Below are 23,039 nucleotides of genomic sequence, written 5' to 3' on the forward strand. Positions count from 1 at the left end.
GACTGCCGGGTTGAAAACGGCTCAGGTTTTTTGTTTCTTCTTTTTGGCCGCAGGAAACAGAATGTTATTCAGAATGAGGCGGTAACCGGCCGAGTTCGGGTGCAGGTTCAGGTCGGTTGGCTCTTCGCCGATTTCGTGGCGGTAATCCTCCGGATCATGACCGCCGTAGAATGTAAAGAACCCGCGACCGTACGGACTGTGAATGTAACGCGCTTCGCCGGCTGACCGGTTTTCGGCCATAATCACCACTTCCGGCTTGATAAACTGTTTTTTAAATGCGGTTGTCTGCCCCATAAAGCCCTTAATTACATTGGCATGGTTCTGGGTCAGCATCGTCGGAATAGGGTCCCACTTGGCCGAGAACTGGAACAAGGTAAAGTAATCATTATGTTCGCCGAGGCCGCGCTCCTCCGGTTGGTTATCGATGGTCGAAAACTCAATCATGTACGGATTGGTATAGACCTGGAAGTTGCGGAAGGCCATTGTCTGGCTGAAATCAAGCTTGGCGTTGGCGTTCGGGTCGGCAGGATCACCATCGTAGAACGAGTCAACCATGTCGGTTTTCTGGGCTGCCAGCGCGATGTCGTAGGTATCGGTCGCGTTGCACATGGCAAACAGATAGCCACCGCCCAGAATAAAGTCACGGATTTTCTGCACGACCCCGAGTTTCATCTGCGGAACCTTGCTGAAACCGTACTTGTGCGCAATGGATTCGGCTTCCTGCTTCTGGGCAATGTACCAGGGCTGGTCTTTATACGGGAAAAATTTGCCGAACTGGCCGGTAAAATCTTCGTGGTGGAGGTGAAGCCAGTCGTATTCCGGTAATTTAATTTCGAGCACTTCCTGATCAAAAACGACATCGTACGGAATTTCGGCGTAGGTCATCACCATCGTTACGGCATCATCCCACGGCTGTTTACTTTTCGGTGAATAAACGGCAACGCGCGGTGCTTTCTGTAATTTCACCGCATCCATGTTGGCGCTCGGCGACGACACTTCGGCCAGAATCTGCGTGGCCTGAGCATCGGAGATGACCTCATAGCTTACCCCGCGGATGACCATTTCGTTAATGAACTGCTGGTTGTGCTGCATCATAAAACTGCCGCCCCGGTAATTGAGCAGCCAGTCAATTTCCATGTCATAACTTTTCAGCACCCAATAGGCGATCCCATAAGCTTTAAGGTGATTCTTCTGGGTATCATCCATCGGAATCATGATTTTGGTCGCCCAAGCCTGGTTGGTAAGTACCAGAAAAAGGATGAGCGGTAGCAGCAGCCGTTTCATTGGTTTGTTGTGTAATTAATGAACAGAGTAGCTTTGTATGGCTATATTTTAACGAATATAAGCAAAAATTATGCGAAACTGTTTCGCGTCGTATCGGATGATTGAATGAATGAGTGATTGAATAGTTCTGGTCACTCAATCACTCATTCATTCAATCACTCAATCATTTTGTCTATGAACCTGATCGAAAACATACGGGAAGGCTTGCGGTCGATAGCCGGGAATCAGCTCCGGACCATACTGACAGCCCTGATCATTGCCATCGGGATTACGTCACTGGTGGGCATCCTGACTGCCATTGACGGTCTGCAGAGCTCACTGAGCAGTAGTTTTGAGGGGCTGGGTGCGAATACGTTCAGCATCGTAGTGCCGCAGGATTTCGGCCGCTTCGGCGGTCGTGTGCAGCGCAAGAACCGGCCGATTGTTTATCGGGAAGCCATTCAGTTTAAGCGTCGGTTTCCCTATGGAGCGATGATTTCGGTATCGGCGGGGATTACGGGAGCGGCGCAGGTAAAATATGAAGCAAAGAAAACAAACCCGAATGTGCAGGTCGTAGGTGTCGACGAGAACTACATCAACGTAAAAAACTACAAGGTAGAGCTCGGCCGTAATTTTAATACCAACGACATCGCCAACTCGATGAATGTGGCGGTGATTGGCCGGGAACTGGCGACCAACCTGTTTGAGAGCAAGATTAACCCGCTCAACAAGTTCATCCGCGTGCTTGGTACGCCCTACAAGGTGATCGGCGTTCTGGAAAAGAAAGGCAGTTTTGGCGGGTCGGGCGAAGACCGGGTGATGTTGATTCCGCTCGATAATGGCCGGGCGCTGGCCGGTTCGCGGACGCTGAGCTTCGACATTACGGCATCGGTTCCGAACATGTCGGATCAGGAGACGGCAATGGGAGAGGCCCAGGGGGTGATGCGGATCATCCGGGGCGATGCGTTAGGTAAACCCGATTCGTTTGACATACAGCGTGCCGACGAACTGGCTCAGGATCTGGAAAAGAACAGCCAGATGCTGCGGATCGGCGGTTTTGGTGTAGGGTTTATTACGCTGCTCGGAGCAGCCATTGCCCTGATGAACATCATGCTGGTGTCGGTTACCGAGCGGACCCGTGAAATCGGTATCCGGAAGTCGCTGGGAGCAACCCCGTCGCGTATCCGGCAGCAGTTTCTGATCGAAGCCATTGTAATTTGTATTCTTGGCGGGATCGGGGGCGTGTTATTGGGGTTAGGCATCGGCAACCTGATTTCACAGATTGTCAGTCAGGGGAAAGGCAGCTTCGTGGTACCGTGGTTCTGGATGTTTTTAGGGTTAATCATTTGTGTGGTAGTTGGCTTATTCTCCGGTATTTATCCGGCCATCCGGGCCTCGAAGCTAGACCCGATTGAGGCGTTACGGTACGAATAAAAGGCCCCCCAGGAGCTACAAACGCACATTATTTTTTAAAAAAGTGAGACGAAAATTTCATAATCTGAAAGGATTGTCTACTTTTGCAATCCCATCGCGCAAGCGACTGGTGAAGCCGGGATGGCGGAATCGGTAGACGCGTTGGTCTCAAACACCAATGTCTGCAAGGGCATGCCGGTTCGAGTCCGGCTCCCGGTACAAATGTGGCCCAAATCGAAAGATTTGGGCTTTTTTTGTGGCAAATAAGAAATGAGTACCACCTTAGTTTAAACGGACCTGTCGGATTCTGCAAAAAGCAAATAGCTGCACAGTCAGGAAATCATTGCATGTTGTTAGCTAGTCAAAAATGTGTTTATGCGGGCGTAGTCAGGCTAACGAATATTACCAAAATATTATATTTCATGTAAGATAAAGTCAAAAAACGATAACAGATCACGTACATAAACTGGCCGGTGTCCTGCTTACCTTTAGTGGAATTAACCCAGGTACACTTCATGAAAACACCGGTATCCATCGGGATTGAGCAGGAGTTTTTTGTAACAAAGCAACAGACGGTGCCCACCCGTGCTGACATTGATCAACTGTTTCAACGGCTTGCGTTGGTTACGGGGGGCAGGGTGAAAAAGGAGCGTAGTGCGTGTGCCGGGGCGTTGCTCATTCCGACAGCAACCGGCCTGCTGAGTATCAAAACCGATGGCTATACGCACGTACTGGAAATCGCCTTTCCTCCCTTTAATGATTTTGCAGATTTTCAGGGTCAATACCGGTTTATCTGGCAGATCCTTTCCAGCGTGCTCAACCAGTCGGGCTTCCCGGTGATTCCGGCTGGTTTATACCCCTTTAAACCGGAGGCATTTATTCCGTATCCGTCTTCGGCAGAAAGCCTGAGCCGGCAGTTTTTACTGGCAGACCGGCCGCTTCCCGATAAGGAGTTTGCCAGCGCGGGATTGTCGACGCTGATGAGTTCGACGCACGTCCATTTCGGGGTTAATCCGGATGAGCGCTACCAATGGCTTCAGGGGTTGTATGGCTACGAATACCTGATTCCGTGGCTTTTTAGCTCCAGCAGCACTACGACGCCTGACAAACCGCCCATACATTGTATCAGGCCATTGATTTACCGGGACAGCTTCGACGATGACTACCTCGCGGTGGCTTACCCGGAAAACATACCGGCATCGAAAGAGGAATACGACCGGATGCTGCACCAGACAGCTGGTTTTATCCGGGATTATACCTTTATCGCCCCGCATAAGCTTGGGACGCTTGAATTCAGAACGGCTTGTGCGCAGGCAAATTTTACCTCGGTTCTTCAGTTAGTCATGTTGAGGGTTTTAGTCCGGGAAGCTGTAATGCGTGGCTTCCGGAGTCATGTACCGGCACAGAAAGCCCATTTTTATCAGGTTTGTCAGTATGGTGAGCGTGGGCTGTCGCCGCTAGCGTATGACGATCTGAATGATCTGATGCGTATACTGTCTGAGTTACCGAAGGGCTATTCGCGCCAGTTACAACCCCTGTTGGCCTGGGCAAAATACCGCTGTGAAGAAGCACAGCACCGGCACAAAACGGGCAGGCTGGCGCAGACTCCCGAAAATTTAACAATTTAACAACGCTGTCCAGCGACCGTACTGACACAGGCTACTTATTTTTGACATCCCCTGATGCGGTATGTGCTTGATTAATAGCATCGGGGGCTTTGTTCACTCAGCCGTTTTGTACGCTATGTTTATGGGTAAAGGACGAGTCAAGTCCTTTTTTTTGTTTTCAGGCAAATGTATAGCCATCACCATGCTGGTGCTTGACTGTGCATTTGCCCAATCGGTGACTGATCCGGAACCCAGACGACCGGCAAATCCGGATTCCCTGTACCGGGTCCTGAAAAACGGTCTGGATCTGGCCACTCAGCAAGGGAACGCAGGTGCCGAAGGCGACTACCTGCATCAACTGGGCACGTTCTTCTATCACCAGGGTAATTATGTCCGGGCAACAGCGAATCTGTTACAGGCCATCAAAAAATATCCGGCCGATGTCCTGCCTGGTCAGCTGGCCGGTACCCATCACAATCTTGGGGTAGTGTATTTCTACAACCGGCAGCCGGTCCTGGCCCGACGTCAGTTTGAGTTGGCCCTGCAACTGTATACCCGGGCAAAAGACCCGTCGGGGATTGCCAGGGTGTATGGCAGTATCGGGCAGGTATACGAAAAAAAAGGGGACCTGGACAGCGCCCGGATTTTTGAACGGCTGGCACTCCGGCAATACGCAGCGGCAAAGGACAACAAGGGGCTGGCTAAAATCTTTGAAAACATTGGCAGTATTTTCGAAGATCAGGCACTGTATGATTCGGCACGCACGTATTTCAGTCAGGCGCTGATGCTGAATCAGCAGAATGGAGATCTACTGGCTCAGATTGAAGTTATTGACAATCTGGGTGATATCGCCCGTAAAACCGGAAGGTATCCCGAAGCACTGCGCTATTACCGGCAGGCAAAACAGCTCGCAACCGTCAATCGGGAAAAATACCAGCTGAATAGTATTTACCGTGATCTGGCCAAAACCTACCGGCTCATGCAGCAGCCGGATAGTGTGATTGCCTACCTTGAGTTGAGCCATGATTTATCCGACGAGATCTACACCATCGAAAACAACAGGCAGATTGCGCTGATGCAGACGCTGTATGAGGTAGAGCAGAAAAACAACGAGATTATCCAGCTGAATGCTGCCAAACGGATCGACATGATCCTGCTGCTGGCCGCTGTTCTGGTTATTGTCCTGACGGGCGTCCTGGCTTTTTTATACAGCAGCCGGCAGCGGCTGAAACTGCGCAACCAACAGGCGCTGCACGAACAGAACAACCGCATTTTTGACGCTAGGCACGAACTGGTACAGGCCGAATTAAAGAACAGACAACTGGAGGAAGAAAGTCTGAAAAAGCAGCTGGAACTGAAAAGCCAGAGCCTGTCAACCCACACGCTGCACCTGATTCAGAAAAATCAAATGCTCGATGAACTGAAAAATGAGCTGACCATGCTGGTCAGGGATGAAAAACGGGACCAGAAAAAGCAGTTGCGGCAGGTTATCCAGAAGATTAACCTGAGTTTTAGTCAGGATGACTACTGGGAAGAGTTCCGGACGGTGTTTGATCAGGTGCATCAGGAGTTCGTGGCGCGCATCACGCAGGCTTTTCCTAACCTGACCGCCTATGACCTGCGGGTTATTGCGCTCCTGAAAATGAACATCAACTCGGCCGACATGGCTACGCTACTGGGCATTACGCCGGACAGCCTGCGGGTGGCGCGCTACCGGCTCCGGAAAAAAATAAACCTGAAAGAGGGCGATTCATTAACGACGTTCGTTCGAGACTTTGAATGAGGTAACGTTGGGTTCATGTTTAGGTAACAATTTGTTTATGTACATAATGGCTGAGGTCAAGTGTTTGTAATTCAGTGAATTAGTGTGGTGTTTAGAGGTAATGTTGCCCTGGTGCTTATGGTCCGGGCCGGTATGTTGCCATGATGTTAACGCCTGAAAATTGGACCGGAGCGGTGAATGAACAGACCTTTGGGGCATCAACCGGAACCGGATGGCGAGAGCCTGACGGACCGGTAGTGCTACCAAATCCGTGTGTACATGAACCAGTTTTACCTCCTTTTGTTTGCCTTGCTCAGCGCAGCCGGTTTGCGCGCTGAAACCATGAAAGGCCGTGTGGTTGAAGCCGGAACCGGTCAGCCGGTGATCGGGGCGCACATCCTGCTGGCAGGCACAAACCGCCATGAAGTGTCGGGTCTCGACGGCTCGTTTGTATTCAGAAATCTGACCGCAGGCAGCTACTCTGTCAGCGTCAGTTATATCTCCTACAAAACCGTTGTCCGCAATGTAAGCCTTTCCGGAACCAATCAACCGACGGTCGAAATTGCGCTTGAAAACGACGAGGCACAGACGCTGTCCGAAATTACGGTGACGACTAAACGGGAGGGTGCAAGCGATAATACGGCCCGCTATCTGGAGCAATCGGCCAATCAGGTGATGAATATTGTGTCGGGAAAAACCATTCAGCTGTCACCCGACCTGACGGTAGCCAATGTCATTCAGCGGGTGTCGGGCATCAGCATTGAGCGGAATTCAAACGGCGACGGGCAGTATGCCATCCTGCGCGGCATGGACAAACGGTATAACTACACGTTGGTCAACGGAGTCAAAATTCCAAGTCCCGATAACCGGTACCGCTACGTGCCGCTTGACATTTTCCCTGCCGAACTGCTCGACCGGCTGGAAGTATACAAGGCCCTGACGCCGTCGATGGAAGGCGATGCGGTTGGCGGTGCCGTAAACATGGTGATGAAAGATGCACCGAATCAGCTGCTGGCTACGGCAAATCTGGCAACGGGCTACAGTGAACTGTTCGTTAACCAGCCGTTTCTGAGTTATCCGTACCAAAAGGTGAATGCACCGTCGCCGTACGAGCGGTTTGGCAATACATATGCAGCCAAAGCGGCTGATTTTCCGAACTACACCTCAACCTATTCGTCGGCGCGTCCGGCACCGAATCTGGTAGGAGGCTTTTCCCTTGGCAACCGGTTCCTGAACAAGCGCCTGGGTATTCTTGTGGCGGGCAGCGTGCAGAACACCTATCGGGGCAGCAACAGCGTATTTTTCAACGGGGATGTGGTCGATACCCTGAAAAGTATCACCCTGACCACGCAGGCCGAACGAACGTACTCGGAACAGCAGAAGCGCTATGGGCTGCACGCAAAAGCGGATTTTAAAGCCAGCAGCCGCCATAAATTCCAGTGGTATAACGCGTATATGTCGCTGACCAACGTGCAGATACGCGACACCAAATCAACGAGTCTGGGCATCGGCGGGTATGATCCCGTGGCGGGCAATGCAGGCATCTCGTTTTCAACCCGTTCGCGGCTGACCCGTCAGCAGATTTTCAACAGCACCTTGCAAGGGGATCATAAGCTAACCGACCGGCTGTCGGCGCAGTGGTCAGCGGTTTACTCGTTTGCCACCAACGCTATACCCGACCAAACTTCGGTTTCGGTCCTGGGGCAGCGCCGGAATTTTGTCGAAACAAAGACGTATCCAACGGACGGGTACCGCCGCTGGGATCACAACTCAGATACCGACCTGGCTGCTTACGGCAACCTGACCTATACTACCCAACTAAATAAATTCAAGGTCGACTGGCAGATCGGTGGCTTATACCGCGACAAGCACCGGACAAACTTTTACAACAACTACCAGCTACGGCCGACGAATCTGTTTGCCCTGTATGGCGTCGATTTTACCGATTATTCGCAGATTACCTATACCGTCCAGAATCCGCTGGGTGCCGTGGCCACGGCGCTGAGCTACGATGCCAGTGAAAAAATCGGGGCCGGTTATGTGCAGGCAAAGGCCCGGAATGAGGTAATGGAGCTGGTTGGCGGTGTCCGGATGGAACATACCGATCAGGGCTATACCATGCGGTTTCCGATCGGCGAGGGGCGGCCAACCGGCAAACAGGTCTATACCGACCTGCTGCCGAGCCTGCACCTGAAATATTCGCCGACAAACCGGATTAACTACCGCGCTTCGTACTACCGGTCCATCAACCGGCCGGGCTATTTCGAGATTGTGCCGTACCGGATCGTGAACGAAGAATACCAGGAGCGCGGTAACCCCGACCTGAAACGGGCCGTTGCCGACAACATTGATCTGCGGTTTGAACATTTTCCGCGCCCGATGGAACAGTTCATGGTGGGGGTCTTCTACAAGCGGATTCAGAACCCGATTGAGTATACGCTGCAACCGGATGCCATTCGCGGCCAGGATATCTATTATGCGCCGGGCAATTTCGGGAATGCAACAAACTATGGCCTGGAAGTCGATTTTATCAAATACTTCAGCAGGCTCGGCATCAAGGCCAATTACACCTATACCCACTCATCGATTACAACGCCCAAATCAAAGCAAATCCGGAACGAGCGGGGCGATCTGGCGCGGATAACGGTAGACCAAACACGACCGCTGTACGGGCAGTCGGCCCATATCGGCAACCTGACCCTGCTGTTTAAGAACAGCGAAACGGGGTGGGACGGGCAGCTGGCCGCCAACTATACCGGCGACCGGATCAACACCGTGTCGCAGTATGTTAACAACGATCTGTGGCAGAAGGGCTTTGTGCAGATGGACGCCTCGGTTGAAAAAACGCTGGGCAAAGGGTTCAGCCTCTTCGCTAAGGCCAACAACCTGCTGAATACACCGACTGAAGTTTACCTTAAAAATAGCAGCCCGAGAAACGAAGGCATTCCTGACCAGACCATGTCGGGCAGAACACTCATTCGCCGCGACTACTTCCAGCGGTCCTATATCCTCGGAATGCGGTACAAATTACCTTAAACAAGTCATTATCAATCAACTCAGATTATCTATGAAAAAGTTATTTCTGCTTGCCCTCGGGTGTAGCGCCATGCTGTTTGGCTGTAAAAGCAATGAAGGGTCTGATCCGACACCGACACCGGTCGTAAGAGAAGCGGTTGCGGGTGATGTATCCGGCGTATGGGAGAAAAACAGTACCTACAAAATTACGGGCCATATTCAGATACCGGCCGGTAAATCGCTGACAATTCTGGAAGGTACGAATGTCATTTTCAGTGATTCAACGGTGAAACCGGAGTTTATCATCAGTGGCAACCTGTATGTGATGGGCTCAAAAGCAAATCCGGTGAAATTTACGGTGCCGGATGCCTGGAAAACGACCGCAAACCAGTGGGGTAATCTGTGGGGTGGCCTGATTGCCGCACCGACCTGCGCCGAACTGCTGATCGATGGCGCTGTGCTGGAATATGGCGGGGCCGTAACGACCGAAACGTCGCCATCGGTAAAAGCCGGTCTGTATAAGGCGGCTGCCGGTAACCACGTACCGGCCGTCAATTATTCGAACACCAGCGGTAAACTGGTGATTGTCAACAGCCGGTTGAACAACCAGAACGAAGATGGTTTCTACATTGAGGGCGGAAAAGTAATCATCGCCAACAATGTGATTTATACGCAGGGTATTTCGGGTGGAGACGCCATCAATATCAAGTCTGGCGTAGAGGCGGATGTGGCCTTTAACCTGGTCTACAGTCCGAATACCAATGCGATGAAACTTTCCAATAACGGAACGCGCACACCGCAGGCCTACGTAATCGGCTATAATAACACCATCGTGAACGCCGGATGGCGCCGTCCGACGGTAAAAGGTGGTTCGATCTGGGTAGAGATCGGTGTCCGGTCCGAACTATACAACAACCTGCTGGCCAATGACCGGTTCGGCGTAAAGCGCGACCCGAAAAATCCGGAAGACAGCCGCTCGAAGATGAGCAATAACCTGTATTATGGCTACACGCAGGATGGAGTAACAGGCTTTCAGACAACGACCGAAATTCTGGCCGGTACGAACGACATCATCAGCAAAACCGTTGGCGATAACGATCCGAAATTTGTAAATTATCCGCTGAGCACCGCTTCGCTGAACGCAGTCTACAATACGGCATGGGATTTCCGCTTGCAGGCAGGGTCACCGGCTATTGGCAAAGGGACTACGTCATTTACGCCGCTTTACAGCACAACAGGTATTACGATCGGTGGTAATGTATATAAATCACCGGCACCTTCAACAACGATTGGGGCCTTTGGTACCAACTAAATAAACAGAAGCCGTTCCCCTGCCGGTAGCTTACCGGCAGGGGATTTTTTTTAATCAGATGTTTCGTATGTACAAAGGCATAGTAATGCAGGTAGCCGTTGTGGCTACTCTGGCGGCGGGCTATGGTTGCCATCAGCGCCTGCAATCCACAAACGGGCTGACACAGGCCGGGCAGGAACATAAGCCCGATACCGATGTGGTGATCAAGCCGGTGTTTGTCACGGATTCGGTCGCGCACGATACCGACGATCCGGCCGTCTGGATCAATCCGGCTGACCCCGCCAAAAGCCTGATCATCGGCACCGACAAAGAGCAGGATGGCGGGCTGTATGTGTTTGACCTACAGGGGAAAATACAGCCCGATAAAGTGGTGAAAGGGCTGAAACGCCCCGATAATGTAGACGTAGAATACGGGCTGGTGCTAAACGGAAAGCCGGTTGACATTGCCGTCACGACCGAGCGGTATACCCACAAGCTCCGGATCTATGCCCTGCCCGGCATGACACCCGTTGACGGGGGCGGGCTGGATATGTTTGTCGGCGAAACGGGCGTCGATTACCGTGATCTGATGGGCATTGCGCTATATAAAAACAAAGCTGGTCAGCTGTATGCGATGGTTGGCCGGAAAAGCGGCCCGACCGACGGCAGCTATATCTGGCAATATGCCCTGGCAGATGACGGGCACGGGCAGGTCAAGGCAACACTCGTCCGTAAGTTCGGCAACTACAGCGGCAAAAAAGAAATCGAGGCGATTGCCGTAGATGACGAGCAAGGATTTGTGTATTACTCAGACGAAGGCGTTGGGGTCCGGCAGTATTATGCCGATCCGGACAAAGGAAATGACGAACTGGCGTTGTTTGCCACCGAAGGGTTCACGCAGGATCACGAAGGTATTTCGATTTACCGGAAAGATGCTGAAACCGGCTACATTCTGGTGTCTGATCAGGGCGCAAACCGGTTTCATATTTTTACCAGGGAGGGTACGGCCGGCAATCCGTATCAGCATAAACTGGTGAAGGTCGTGACGGTGAGCGCGCAGCAGAGCGATGGTTCCGAAACGATTTCCGTACCGCTGAACAAAACCTTCCGGCATGGCTTGTTTATTGCCATGAGCGATGACCGGACGTTTCATCTGTATCGGTTAGAGGATATTCTGGGTCTGTCGGCGATCCGGTCGAAATAGCAGCGTCCGCCAAAAAAGAAGCCCGGCTGTTTACCGTAAACAGCCGGGCTTTTCAGGTTTATACGGATAGCATTAACGAAGCGGCGCTTTCAGCGTCACGAAATACACGCGGTTGAGGTCTACTTTGCCGGTGGCAGGCAGAATTTTCGTGGTAAACCCATTCTGGCCGTTATCGACTACACCAAAGTCATCGTCATTCGAAATCGCCAGACGGTTCCGGCCGATTAAGGCAATACCCTCAGCTTTATCGTGCGGGTAAACCGGTGAAATCTCGGTCAGCAGGTCAAATACCAGTGTCTTGGCGACCGGCGTAATACCGGCGTTTTTCAGGCCTGTTTCGTCTTTCAGCTGTTCCACGGTCTGGCCATTGAACAGCTTCCCGTTGGTGCCGTTGGCCGGATCCGAGATTTCGGTAGCGTTCGCCAGATCAAACTTATACACGCGCTTAAAGGTGGCTGGTGTTGTCGGGTGACCGCCGTAGTTGCCGTCGCGCTCCAGAGCCAGGAAGGTCGTGTTGGTAATGGCCGCAATTTCGCTGCAACCGGTCAGGCTGGCGTTCTCCATCAGGTAAACATACTGCTTCGTTGCGCCGGTCGCAATATCAAACGTCAGGATGCGGATCACGCGGGAACCGGAAACAGCGGCCGAGGTCGGATTGTACATCGGGGACTGCATCATGCCAACCAGTGTTTTGCCGTCAGGGGTAATAGTCAGGCCTTCCATACCACGGTTCGGGCGGCGGGTAGCAAACACTTTCGGAATGGTCCGGCCGCCGGTACCGGTGCCGAACGGGTTGATGCGTTCAATGGTTTTGCCGGTTGCATCAAAATGAACGATGTGCGGGCCGTATTCGTCGCTAACCCAGAACGTGCCGTCCGACAGGTAAACCAGCCCTTCCGAGTCGAGCCCGTCCGGATGCGGGGCGATGGTCTGTCCGTTAAAGTCGAGGGCAATTTCGCCGGTATTTCCCTGACCGGCCGGATTCGGTAAGCCGTTGAGCAGCTGCCCGCTGGCGTTTTTCAGGAGGATAACGTTTTCCAGCACCAGCTGATCCCCGACAATCCGGAACTTGCCGATTTGGGGAGTAAAGTCAGTTTTACCGAAGATAATTGAGTTGGCCTGTACGCCGGCTGCATTCGGGCCTCGGTCGGTCAGCATGTAAAAGACCGACGGGTCACGCCAGTCTGAAGCAATGGAAGAGCCATACCCGCCATTGTACAGCACCGTTCTGTTAGGTGCCGTGCTTAAAATTTTAGGGTTTGTGGCTTCGGCAAAGGCCGGATAGATAAAGCGGTCAAGCTGATCGAGTTCGTCCTGGCAGGCCGATACAACCATGCCGCAGCCCAACAGCCCGAGTGCAATCCGGTTCAGTGAAGGTAACGTTGCTTTCATATAGCTTCTGTAGCGATTAAACCACAAAACTAGCGGCGCAATATTACCTCTGCGTTAGATAAACTGCCTGTATATTAATGAATTGTAAATTTATGGGTCATTCAGGAAACATTGTTGCACAGGCATAGCGCCTGATATAGTTTTAGGGGTTATGCATAAACCTTATTTAAGTAGCCTGCTACTGTGCAGCCTGTTAACCGTGAGTGAGTTGCGGGCTCAGGCCGTCAACCTGTGGGAAACCAGTGCATCGGTACAGTTGTCAGCCCCGACCGGGCAGACAGTGCCCTTCTGGCTGCGCGCCAATCAGTCGGGGGCCGTTCCGGGACAGGCACCGGCAGCCTGGTTGCAGGCGGGATTGAAAAAAGCATATGCGCAGCGGGATTCAGCCCGGCGGCCACGGGTTAACTGGACCTTTGCCGTTCAGGGAAACGGGGCATTGGTGAAAACCGGTGATGGCATAGTACAACAGCGGCTACAACTGACATCGGCATTTGCCGGGCTGCGGTTTGGTAAGCTGGAGCTGTGGGCGGGTCGCCGTCCGCAGGTGGTAGGCCTGGTAGATACGCTACTGTCTTCGGGTTCGTATGCGGTCTCGCTGAATGCATTACCAATTCCGCAGGTGCAGCTCTGTTTGCCGGACTATGTACCGGTCGGCTGGCTGAATGACCGGGTGGCCATCAAGGCCGCGTATGCACACGGCTGGTTTAACGTCCCCTACATACAGGGGTCGAAACTACACTACAAATCGGTTTATGTCCGGTTCGGAAAGCCGGCTTCCCGGCTACAGGTGCAGGCGGGGATCAACCACCAGGTACAATGGGGGGGAGCTGCGGCGTATTTAACCGGTTCGCCGCTGGCTGTAAATGGCCGCCTGACCTCTAATTTCGGTGATTACTGGCGGAGTGTCGTCCTGAGCCTGATTCCCCGTGACCTGGGCAACCCGCGTTATACCAGTTTCGATGCTGCCAACCGCATCGGAAATCACCTCGGTACCGTTGATGTCGGGCTGGCTATACGACGTCCCCTGGCTAACTGGTTTGTCTATCACCAGCATCCCTATGAAGATGCCAGCGGCTTGAGCGGCCGCAATATTCCGGATGGGTTGTATGGTGTTCGCTGGCAGAACGGGCGGTCATCAGCTGCCGGAAAAGCAGTCTGGCAGTGGAAACGCATCGTTGGCGAGGTGCTTAGTACCAAAAGTCAGTCGGGGCCTTACTTCTCCCGGCCGGGACAATCCTACAAGGGTGCCGATAATTACTACAATCACTCCCAGTACATCGAAGGGTGGTCGTATCTGGGGCAAAGCCTTGGAACGCCGTTGCTCATCCCTCGCTACGACCTGACCGCTGCGGCGCGGCAGAGCGACCTGTTTTTTCCGGATAACCGCCTGATTGCCGGTTACCTGGCCATTGAAGCGTTGTTCCGTCAGCGGATTACGGTTACCGGTAAGGTTTCGTACAGCAGCCATGCCGGGTCGTATGTGAGCCCTTATCCAAAACCGGTCCGGCAGTTTTCGGCAGCCATTCAGGTAGTGATGCCGGTCACACAGGCAAACCGCGATCAGGTATATATAGCTGTGGCAACGGATCAGGGTAACCTGCTGGCGCGAAGTACCGGGGCGATCATTGGTTTTCAGACACGACTTCTCCGCCCGTCTGCTAGTGCTAAAGGCCTTCGATGAACGCTGTTGAGTGATTTTAAGTAGCCGGAATAATTAAAAAGGTTATATAAAGGTTCTGTGTTAACTAGCTGTTTTGTTATTGTTAAGTTGAGGGTATTTATTTCTTAAATGCTTGATATTTAGGAAAAGATGGCATAATGGAGTACAGTTAGCTTTGCGCCGCTATTAATCGATAACCTACGCAAAATGCAAAAACTTTACTTCGCAGGTTCTGGCATACGTACCGTTCAGAGTACGTTACTGTCATTACTACTATCTTGTCTTATCGCGCTGCAAGCCTACGGGCAATCTGTGACCGGTCGCGTATTGGCAGAAGACAATCAGCCGATGCCGGGGGTTTCTATTGTGGTTAAGGGTACATCAACGGGCACCAGCACACGGGCGGACGGTACGTATACGCTCAGCGTTACCGACCGGAATGCCGTGCTTACGTTTTCCTTCATCGGCTACGAAACACAGGAAATCAAGGCTGGTAATCAGTCGGTCATTAATGTTACGATGAAAGCGGGAACGCAAACGCTTTCTGAACTGGTCGTGACGGCCTTAGGGATTAAAAAAGATGTTCGTCAGACAGGGGTTGCTATTCAGCAGGTGGATGGTGCGTCGCTGATCAAAGCCCGGGAGCCGAACCCGATCAATAACCTGGTCGGTAAAGTAGCCGGTCTGACCATCGGCGCGAGTGCCGAACTGCTCCGTAAGCCAACCATCGCCCTGCGCGGTAACACCGACGTGCTGTTTGTGGTGGATGGGGTGCCGATTAACTCGGATACCTGGAACATCAGCAATGATGACATTGACACCTATACCGTCCTGAAAGGGGCTTCGGCTTCAGCCCTGTACGGTTTCCGTGGTAAAAACGGGGCGATCCTGATCACGACCAAACGCGGTTCTAAAGATAAGCGCGGGTTTTCGGTAGAAGTTAATACCAGCCAGCAGCTGGATAACGGTTTTATCGCTATCCCGAAAGTACAGGATGAGTACGGCCCAGGCGACCACGGCGTGTATGCCTTCGGTGACGGTAAAGGCGGTGGTCTGAACGACGGTGACTACGACATCTGGGGACCTAAATTCCAGGGTCAGCTGATTCCGCAGTATGACAGTCCGATCGTTACCGGTCAGACATTTACGACAAAATTTGCCAACGGTAACTCGTTTACCAGCAACCGCCAGCCGACGCCATGGACAGCCCGTGGTAAAGATAACCTGACCCGTTTCCTGCAAACCGGTGTTATCTCAACAAACAACATCGCCGTTTCGTCGACCGGTGAAAAGCATGACCTGCGCTTCTCCATGTCGCAGAACTACCAGCGCGGGCTGGTACCTAACACCAAGCTGAACATCACTAACTTTAACATTTCAGCCGGCTATAATTTCTCTAAAAAACTGCGGTTTGAGTCGAACCTGAACTACAACCGTCAGTATACGCCAAATTTCCCGGATGTGAACTACGGGCCTAACTCGATGATCTATAACATGGTAATCTGGGGTGGTGCGGACTGGAACATCGATGACATGAAGCAGATCTGGCAACCGGGCAAAGAAGGTACACAGCAGATCTACGCCGAATACCAGCGTTACAACAACCCGTGGTTTATGTCGAAATACTGGCTGCGGGGTCATTACAAAAACGACATGTATGGCTACACGTCGCTGCGCTACGAACTGGCCAATGGTCTGAACCTTACTGCCAAAACACAGCTGACAACCTGGAACCTGCTGCGGACGGAGAAATTCCCGTATTCAATGACGGTATATGGCCGTGAAGAAGGCCGTGGCGATTATCGCGAAGACCGCCGGAATATGTTCGACAACATTAACCAGGTCCTGTTGCAGTACAACAAGACAGTTACGAAAGACCTGACCATTAACGCACTGGCGGGTGGCGAACTCCGGGTGTTTAATTACAACTCGAATTATGCCAGCACCAACTACCTGAATGTGCCGGGTGTTTACAACTTTGCCAACTCAGCGAACCCTGGTCTGTTCAGCAACTTTACGGCCGACATGCGCGTATTGTCTGCCTATTACTCGGCTGACGTGAGCTTCCGTGACCTGCTGACACTATCGACTACGGGCCGTGTGGACAAACTATCGACCCTGCCGAAGTCGAACAACACCTATTTTTATCCGTCGGTGGCCCTGAGCTCGGTGATCTCGGATTATGTGCAGCTGCCGGCCGCTATTTCCTTCCTGAAGGTACGTGGTTCGTATGCCAACGTGAAAGACGGCCTGACGCAATCGACGATCGGTACAACGCCGGGCTTGTCGTTCCCGCTCGGTTATGGGGATGATTATTCGTCATCTTACGGTGGGCCGACATACCAGAACTCAGCGGTTTACAGCACGGCCCTGGCCTACAATAACAAGCCGGTTGCCTATTACACCAACACCCTGAACAACCCGGACATCAAACCAAACTCAACGTCGCAGACAGAGTTTGGTCTGGATGCGCGCTTCCTGCGGAACCGGATTGTACTGGATGCCGCTTACTTCATCAGCAACGACGGCCCGCGGATTTTCAGTCTGCCGATCTCAGGCGTAACGGGCTACAATGCCCGCCTGGTGAATGGTATCAAGACCCAGAAGAAAGGCGTTGAAGTGTCGGTGACGAGCAAAGCACTGCGCCTGGAAAACGGCCTGAGCTGGGACGTTGTCGGGAACTATTCTACCTACGTTGAACGCTTGAAGGAAGTGTATCCGGACGGCGGTATCAACACCCTGCAATCCAGCTATTTCGTAGGCAGCAGCAGCAGTAACCGGTTCCTGAATGCCGGCGACCGTACAGACGCTTTCTACTCAGGGGCCTTTATCCGTACGCCGGACGGACAGTTAATCAACGATGCCGGCGGCCGGCCGATCGTAAATCCGGTGGCTCAGCTGATGGGCTACGTGAACCCAAAGTTTGTCTGGGGGATCAACAACAAATTCGGGTATAAGAACTTCAGCTTTAGCTTCCAGTTCGACGGTCGGGTAGGCGGTGTTATTGCCGACTATGTAAAGCAGAAAACCTATCAGGGTGGTCGTAACATCGAAACGGTGCAGGGCGCGCTGGGGGCAGCCCGTGAGAACGATGTACAGAACATCAAATCGTATGTTGGTGACGGGGTAGCGGTAAATGGCACCATCAAGTATGATGCCCTGGGCAACATTACCAACTACGGCGAACTACAGTTCTCACCGAACACGACCAAAACGTTCGCGCAGGATTACATTGCCCGTGTGTATGGTCAGACGGAGGCTTTCCTGATCAGCCGCACGTTTACCAAACTGCGGGAAGTGGTAATCGGTTATTCGCTGCCGCAGTCGCTGCTGGGCCGGATCGGCGTGAAGCAGGCCACCGTATCGGTAGTTGGCCGTAACCTGTTGTACTTCGCTGCCCGTAAAGACATCGATATCGATCAGTTTGTGACCGGTGGCCGTTCTGACCTGCAGACGCCGACAACCCGCCGGTATGGTATCAACCTGAATCTGACATTCTAAGCGACAATAAGGCGTGGTAACGGCCCCGTTGCTACGCCGTAATCCAATCTGAAAAAAAGCAATGAAAATCAGCAAGTTATATATTCTGGTTGCGGCTGCTCTGTTTACATTCACCAGCTGTGAGCGACCATTCGATGAACTCGAAAAAGACCCGAACCGGCCGACAAATGCACCTGCCTCGCTTGTGCTCGGTGGTATTCTGAATGATGTATATGGCATTTACGGTAGCGGTGCCTGGAATGATTCGCAGCGCTACAACCAGTATTTCGCCAGCAACTACAACTATTACGCAACCAACGAATATACCTGGACACAGACCGGCTTTCAGTTTACGACATTGAAAAATGTGGTAAAAATGGAGGAAGAAGCGAAGAAAGCCGGTTTGCCGGACGTTAACGCCTATGCTGCCATCGGTAAGTTTATGCGGGCGGTTATGTTTGAGAACATGACCAAACGGGTGGGAGACCTGCCACTGGCGGATGCCCTGAAGGGGTTAGAGAATCAGACACCAAAGTACAATACACAGAAGGAGGTGTATGTACAGGTGCTCAAGTGGCTCGACGATGCCAACACGGATATGGCTTCGCTGGTGGCCAAAGGCGACAATAACCTGCAGGGCGATATTTATTACGGCAACAGCCTGAGCAAGTGGCAGAAAGCCGTTAACGCGTTTAAGCTCCGCGTCCTGATCAGCCTGAGCGCCAAGGAGGCGGATACGGATCTGAACGTGAAAGCCCGCTTTGCCGAAGTGCTGGCCAGCCCGTCGAAATTCCCGCTGATGGCCGGCATGGACGATAACTTACAGTACGTTTACAACAACTCATTTAACAAATACAACCGGAATCCGGACAACTTCGGGCAGAATGCTACCCGCGAGAACATGAGCAGCACCTACCTGGGTACGCTTACCAGCCTGAAAGACCCGCGTACGTTTGTGGTCTCCGAGCCGGCGCCGGCAAAAATCAAAGCCGGTCTTGCGCCAACAGATTTCGCGGCATTCGTGGGCGCACCGATGGGCGAGGACCTTGCCATTATGTCGTCGAAGGCCAATCAGGGTGACTATTCGTTCCAGAACCGGAAACGATATTACACAACCTATACCGCCGAGCCATTTATCATGGTGGGTTATCCTGAAATGCTGTTCAACATTGCCGAGGGCCTGAACCGTGGCTGGGCAACGGGCAATGCTGAGAGTTATTACACCCAGGGTATTCAGTCGTCGTGGGCATTTTATGGCCTGAAAGACGGGGCGAACGATGTGTTCTTCTCGGCTGACGGCGGCTACAAAAGCTTTAACACGTTTGCCGTAACGGTAAACTACGCAGATTACTACGCACAGGCGGCTGTAAAATATGCCGGTAACAACGCCAATGGCCTTAAACAGGTTCTGACCCAGAAATACCTGGCCATGTTCCAGCAGTCGGGCATGGAGGCGTGGTACAACCAGCGCCGGACCGGTATACCGACGTTTGATGTAGGCCCCGGTACCGGCAACAGCCAGCGGATTCCGAAGCGGTGGCAGTACCCGACGACCGAAACTGCATACAATGCACAGAATTACAAAACCGCTATTACCAGCCAGTATGGTGGCCAGGACGATATAAACGCTGCTATGTGGTTGCTTAAATAATCCAGTAGAACGCTTAACATGTAAAGGCAGAGCCAGCTTGGTTCTGCCTTTTTTTTGATGAAGGAGCCTGAAGGGCGCTTTTCATGTAACGGCCTGTGCCGGTCTGATCACCGGATTATTGCCCGTGCAGGCCGGCCATTACTGTTTAAGTTCGGCATTACCGAAATGAACCGAAAACTGCTTACACCAGATCAATACAAACCGCTGCTGGTCAAGACGGAGCGGTGTCGTTAAATCAACATAAAAATTGCCGGATGTGGTAAGCCGCTGCACTTCCGTAAAATTTCCGGCTTGTGTATCGGCGGCCAGATAGATACGGAGGTCAGGCCCCCCGTCAGTGGCAAAGTTGGTAAAAACAAGGGTCTGTTTGCCCGACTTTTCATACAGTTTTACGGTGCCGCTAACCGTATGAACACCATTGCGGAACGTACCGGAGGCAACCAGTTGCCGGCCCGTTGAGTCGAATGTCTGCGTCGGGTTCGTCGTGTTGACGGGTACGCCTGCACTGCCCAGCGGCGTGAGGTCTTTGGGTTTCGCGCAGCTACCGGCTACCAATAGTATCAATGAGTAAACCAGTACTTGTTTCAGGATATACGCTTTCATACGATTGAGGGTTGATTTACTTTATTTTGTACGTTTCACAGCAGGCCAGTTTTGATCCGCTTTGTCGATATAGGTTTTCTGGTCTTTGTTCCATGATTCACGGACCTTTGTATTGTAATTAAAGTACAGTTTCCCGTCTACCAGTGTCCATGCGTCGGCTTCTGTAGGGGCTTTATATCCTCTGGACATACCAAAGGCGCAATAGCCGCCATACTGAGGTATATAGGCAGCCGGATTAGCCTGAAAGGACTCTTTGTTGCGGACAGAAGCAAAACGCCAGGTAACCCCGTCATGCATAATACTGATGGAGGAGTCCCCGCGCGCAGGTTTTCCTTCGGTAAAGAAAGAAACCGGATCGTACCCGCGCAGAGCGATACCGCCGGGACTAAAAATTGCCGGCAACGGGGTTTCTTTCTGTTGGGCAAAAACGCCTGTTGCCACGAACAGGACCAGGATACATGCGTAAGCAAACCGGATTGTTTTCATTATGGAGAGGTTTTGACGTAGAAGATTGACTTAGTTTATGTAGGTATATCTGATTGATGAGCAAGGCAACACTAAACAAAAAGGTTAGCCACGGGTCAGAGCCATACTCGTTGCCGGTTGGTCAGCCTTTCCATATTACATAGCATTGCCATACCGCCATTCCCAGAAACGTATAGCCGGTTAACCGGTTAAGCAGATACAGTTTCCGTGGCTCCAGCACCTGACAGCGCAGGCGATCGGTCAGCCACGCCACGATGGCGAGTAAAACGAACGCACCACATCCGGTTGCCAGAAAGAAAATGACTTTTGCCTGCGCTGTATTTTCCGGTGTCAACGGATTTAATCCCGCCGGTGTGTGCGTCAGGTAAAGCCAGATGGCTGACCAGAACGGAATCAGCTGCGGATTGGTCCCCCCCAGTACAAGCCCTTGCCAGAACGGGCCTGTTCGCCGGACCGTAACCTGCGCGGTGTGTACCTGTGCTGACGATCTGAGGGCGGCTACACCAGCCAGGAACAGTACAGGGACCGGTAAAAACCGGAAGATTATTTCCAGATTCCGGTTGTCGGGTAGCCAGCTAAGGCCGTTGATCGCCAGCGCGCTATACGGAATTTCGGGCAGGCTGCCCCCAAGCGCCAGCCAGAGACCGGCGTTGCGGCTTTGCTTCAGGGTGGTGTTTGCCACCGCCAGATTGACCGGTCCCGGGTGTATAGAGCCCAGAAAGCTTATCGCGGCCACTATAAAAAACAAGGCAATCATGGTCAATGACTATGTTGGTGACTAACGGTCGAATAGGCAACGCCGAAATGCGCGGGCAGGACGATGTGACAAAAGCTGTCCTGAACGGCTACCTGGATCAATGCCATGTGGTGGATGGCATGTTCGATATTGTAGAGGAGCTCCCGGGCAAACGTAGACGGAATGTTAATCGGGTTATCTCCGTCTACAGACAGGTCACCTTCAAGCGTTAACGGATGGTAGAGGTCCATCCGGTGAATGCACCGGTCCAGCACAGCCATTCGGTGAAGGGCTTCGGTAATGTCTGTTTCCAGATACAGACTGCGTTGCCGTTTATCGTAATTGATGGTTCCGGTCTGCGTACCGGTAACCAGAATATCGAAAAACTCAAGAATGTGCCGGACATGCTTACCGATTGTGTTTCCCGACAAAACGACTAATGGCTGTGCATAGTCTGAGTCGGACAATTGATGGAGCAGGCCGGTTAACTGCCGGAATATATCGGAACTTGACGATTTGATTGACATTACGATCAGTGCTATACGTTACGTGTTAAGAAGTAGGTTTCCGTTTCGGAATCATGACGAGCGCCGACCATTGTGCATGGGTCAGGAGCAAAACCACTGCACAGCTCAGGAGGACAATCAGCGCCAGAAAAAACAAATACCCTCCGTCGTCCAGTACTTCGATGCCTAACACGGTAAGATGAGCTCCGATTGCCCCCAGCATCGTTGCCATACCGGTCAAAGCGCCCAGCCAGCTGGTACGGGGAATCAAAAGGAATACACTGGTTATCAGTTCGGCAACACCCGCCCCGATACGGCCCCACGGTTCAATGCCCAGCCTGGAAAAAATATAGACCGATTCGGGAGCGGCCCCGAATTTGAAGTATAACGTCTGTAGCAGGATAATGGCTGCGATCAGACGGGCTGCCCATAAAATATAGTGTCGGCTCTTGTTCATTGCGTTAGGCCGGTTACATTGCACCGGCAATTTTGGTCCAGTTCATATCTGCTTTGCGGTGGAGAGCGGTTTCGTCTTTATTCCACTTCGTCAGGGTGTTGTTGAAAAACGTATGGTAAAACAGGTACAGCTTACCATCAATGATTTTAAACGTTTCGGGGTCGATCTCAACTTTTTCGCCTGAATCGCCCATCGCGTATGCACACCAGCCACCATATTCGGGCTCGTAGCGTTCGGGGTTCGTTTTAAAGGCTTTCAGCGTTGCCGGCGAGACAAATTGATAGCGGACGTTTTTAAACGAAAAACTATACTCCGCAGACCCTTTCACCGCTTTGTGCTGCGTAAAATAGGCAACCGGGTCATAGCCCTGAATGGCCAGGCCATCTTTGCCGAGGTTGAACTGCTCTTTCCGTTTTGCCGGATCCTGGGCGAAAACGGCAGCTGACCAGGCGATTGCTATAAATACTAAAATGATTGATTTCATGGAAGTCCGTAAATTAAGTGACGTAACAG

17 protein-coding genes and 1 tRNA gene are annotated in these 23,039 nt (G+C 52.2%); 10 read left to right on the forward strand and 8 right to left on the reverse strand.

What is annotated here, in order from left to right; all coding sequences use genetic code 11:
- Nucleotides 1–21 precede the first annotated feature (21 nt).
- Complete coding sequence (locus tag AC23NW_RS17135; RefSeq protein ID WP_487450848.1) at nucleotides 22–1,284, reverse strand: asparagine synthetase B; 1,263 nt, start codon at nucleotides 1,282–1,284, stop codon at nucleotides 22–24.
- 174 nt (nucleotides 1,285–1,458) lie between these two features.
- Here AC23NW_RS17135 and AC23NW_RS17140 point away from each other — a divergent pair, with 174 nt between their 5' ends.
- The 7 genes from AC23NW_RS17140 (at nucleotide 1,459) to AC23NW_RS17170 (ending at nucleotide 11,555) form a co-directional block, all read left to right on the forward strand.
- Nucleotides 1,459–2,697, forward strand: a complete 1,239-nt coding sequence (locus AC23NW_RS17140; RefSeq protein ID WP_487450849.1) for an ABC transporter permease — start codon at nucleotides 1,459–1,461, stop codon at nucleotides 2,695–2,697.
- A 114-nt stretch (nucleotides 2,698–2,811) separates the two neighbouring features.
- Nucleotides 2,812–2,895 (forward strand) — tRNA-Leu (locus tag AC23NW_RS17145).
- A 296-nt stretch (nucleotides 2,896–3,191) separates the two neighbouring features.
- Entirely contained in the window at nucleotides 3,192–4,304 is a 1,113-nt protein-coding gene (locus tag AC23NW_RS17150) for a glutamate--cysteine ligase family protein (protein WP_487450850.1), read from the forward strand.
- 121 nt (nucleotides 4,305–4,425) lie between these two features.
- On the forward strand, nucleotides 4,426–6,066 hold the full coding sequence (locus AC23NW_RS17155) for a tetratricopeptide repeat protein (RefSeq protein WP_487450851.1): 1,641 nt from the start codon (nucleotides 4,426–4,428) through the stop codon (nucleotides 6,064–6,066).
- Between the two features lie 258 nt (nucleotides 6,067–6,324).
- Nucleotides 6,325–9,081 carry a TonB-dependent receptor domain-containing protein gene (locus AC23NW_RS17160; RefSeq protein ID WP_487450852.1) on the forward strand — a complete coding sequence of 919 codons (2,757 nt, stop codon included), beginning with the start codon at nucleotides 6,325–6,327 and terminating at the stop codon, nucleotides 9,079–9,081.
- Between the two features lie 31 nt (nucleotides 9,082–9,112).
- A complete protein-coding gene (locus tag AC23NW_RS17165; protein ID WP_487450853.1) occupies nucleotides 9,113–10,372 on the forward strand; it encodes a right-handed parallel beta-helix repeat-containing protein in 1,260 nt (419 codons plus the stop codon).
- Nucleotides 10,373–10,439: 67 nt separating this feature from the next.
- Nucleotides 10,440–11,555, forward strand: a complete 1,116-nt coding sequence (locus AC23NW_RS17170; protein ID WP_487450854.1) for a phytase — start codon at nucleotides 10,440–10,442, stop codon at nucleotides 11,553–11,555.
- A 72-nt stretch (nucleotides 11,556–11,627) separates the two neighbouring features.
- Here AC23NW_RS17170 and AC23NW_RS17175 read toward each other — a convergent pair whose 3' ends face one another.
- Nucleotides 11,628–12,947 carry an esterase-like activity of phytase family protein gene (locus tag AC23NW_RS17175; RefSeq protein WP_487450855.1) on the reverse strand — a complete coding sequence of 440 codons (1,320 nt, stop codon included), beginning with the start codon at nucleotides 12,945–12,947 and terminating at the stop codon, nucleotides 11,628–11,630.
- Between the two features lie 151 nt (nucleotides 12,948–13,098).
- Here AC23NW_RS17175 and AC23NW_RS17180 point away from each other — a divergent pair, with 151 nt between their 5' ends.
- The 3 genes from AC23NW_RS17180 to AC23NW_RS17190 all read left to right on the forward strand — a co-directional run bounded on the left by AC23NW_RS17180 (nucleotide 13,099) and on the right by AC23NW_RS17190 (nucleotide 19,738).
- Nucleotides 13,099–14,628 (forward strand): capsule assembly Wzi family protein, encoded by a 1,530-nt coding sequence (locus AC23NW_RS17180; RefSeq protein WP_487450856.1) that lies wholly within the window; start codon nucleotides 13,099–13,101, stop codon nucleotides 14,626–14,628.
- A 186-nt stretch (nucleotides 14,629–14,814) separates the two neighbouring features.
- Nucleotides 14,815–18,108, forward strand: a complete 3,294-nt coding sequence (locus tag AC23NW_RS17185) for a SusC/RagA family TonB-linked outer membrane protein (protein WP_487450857.1) — start codon at nucleotides 14,815–14,817, stop codon at nucleotides 18,106–18,108.
- 61 nt (nucleotides 18,109–18,169) lie between these two features.
- Entirely contained in the window at nucleotides 18,170–19,738 is a 1,569-nt protein-coding gene (locus tag AC23NW_RS17190; RefSeq protein ID WP_487450858.1) for a SusD/RagB family nutrient-binding outer membrane lipoprotein, read from the forward strand.
- 138 nt (nucleotides 19,739–19,876) lie between these two features.
- Here AC23NW_RS17190 and AC23NW_RS17195 read toward each other — a convergent pair whose 3' ends face one another.
- From AC23NW_RS17195 to AC23NW_RS17220, 6 genes are all read right to left on the reverse strand, one after another.
- The gene (locus tag AC23NW_RS17195; RefSeq protein WP_487450859.1) at nucleotides 19,877–20,341 is read right to left on the reverse strand and encodes a DM13 domain-containing protein; all 465 of its coding nucleotides are present in this window, start codon (nucleotides 20,339–20,341) and stop codon (nucleotides 19,877–19,879) included.
- 21 nt (nucleotides 20,342–20,362) lie between these two features.
- Entirely contained in the window at nucleotides 20,363–20,827 is a 465-nt protein-coding gene (locus AC23NW_RS17200; protein WP_487450860.1) for a YHS domain-containing (seleno)protein, read from the reverse strand.
- 121 nt (nucleotides 20,828–20,948) lie between these two features.
- Nucleotides 20,949–21,584 (reverse strand): LysE family translocator, encoded by a 636-nt coding sequence (locus tag AC23NW_RS17205; RefSeq protein ID WP_487450861.1) that lies wholly within the window; start codon nucleotides 21,582–21,584, stop codon nucleotides 20,949–20,951.
- Between the two features lie 2 nt (nucleotides 21,585–21,586).
- Entirely contained in the window at nucleotides 21,587–22,090 is a 504-nt protein-coding gene (locus AC23NW_RS17210; protein WP_487450862.1) for a DinB family protein, read from the reverse strand.
- Between the two features lie 25 nt (nucleotides 22,091–22,115).
- On the reverse strand, nucleotides 22,116–22,526 hold the full coding sequence (locus AC23NW_RS17215; protein ID WP_487450863.1) for a DoxX family protein: 411 nt from the start codon (nucleotides 22,524–22,526) through the stop codon (nucleotides 22,116–22,118).
- A 13-nt stretch (nucleotides 22,527–22,539) separates the two neighbouring features.
- On the reverse strand, nucleotides 22,540–23,010 hold the full coding sequence (locus AC23NW_RS17220) for a YHS domain-containing (seleno)protein (RefSeq protein ID WP_487450864.1): 471 nt from the start codon (nucleotides 23,008–23,010) through the stop codon (nucleotides 22,540–22,542).
- Between the last annotated feature and the right edge of the window lie 29 nt (nucleotides 23,011–23,039).

It is taken from the genome of Arsenicibacter sp. R0_47, from assembly GCF_057652235.1.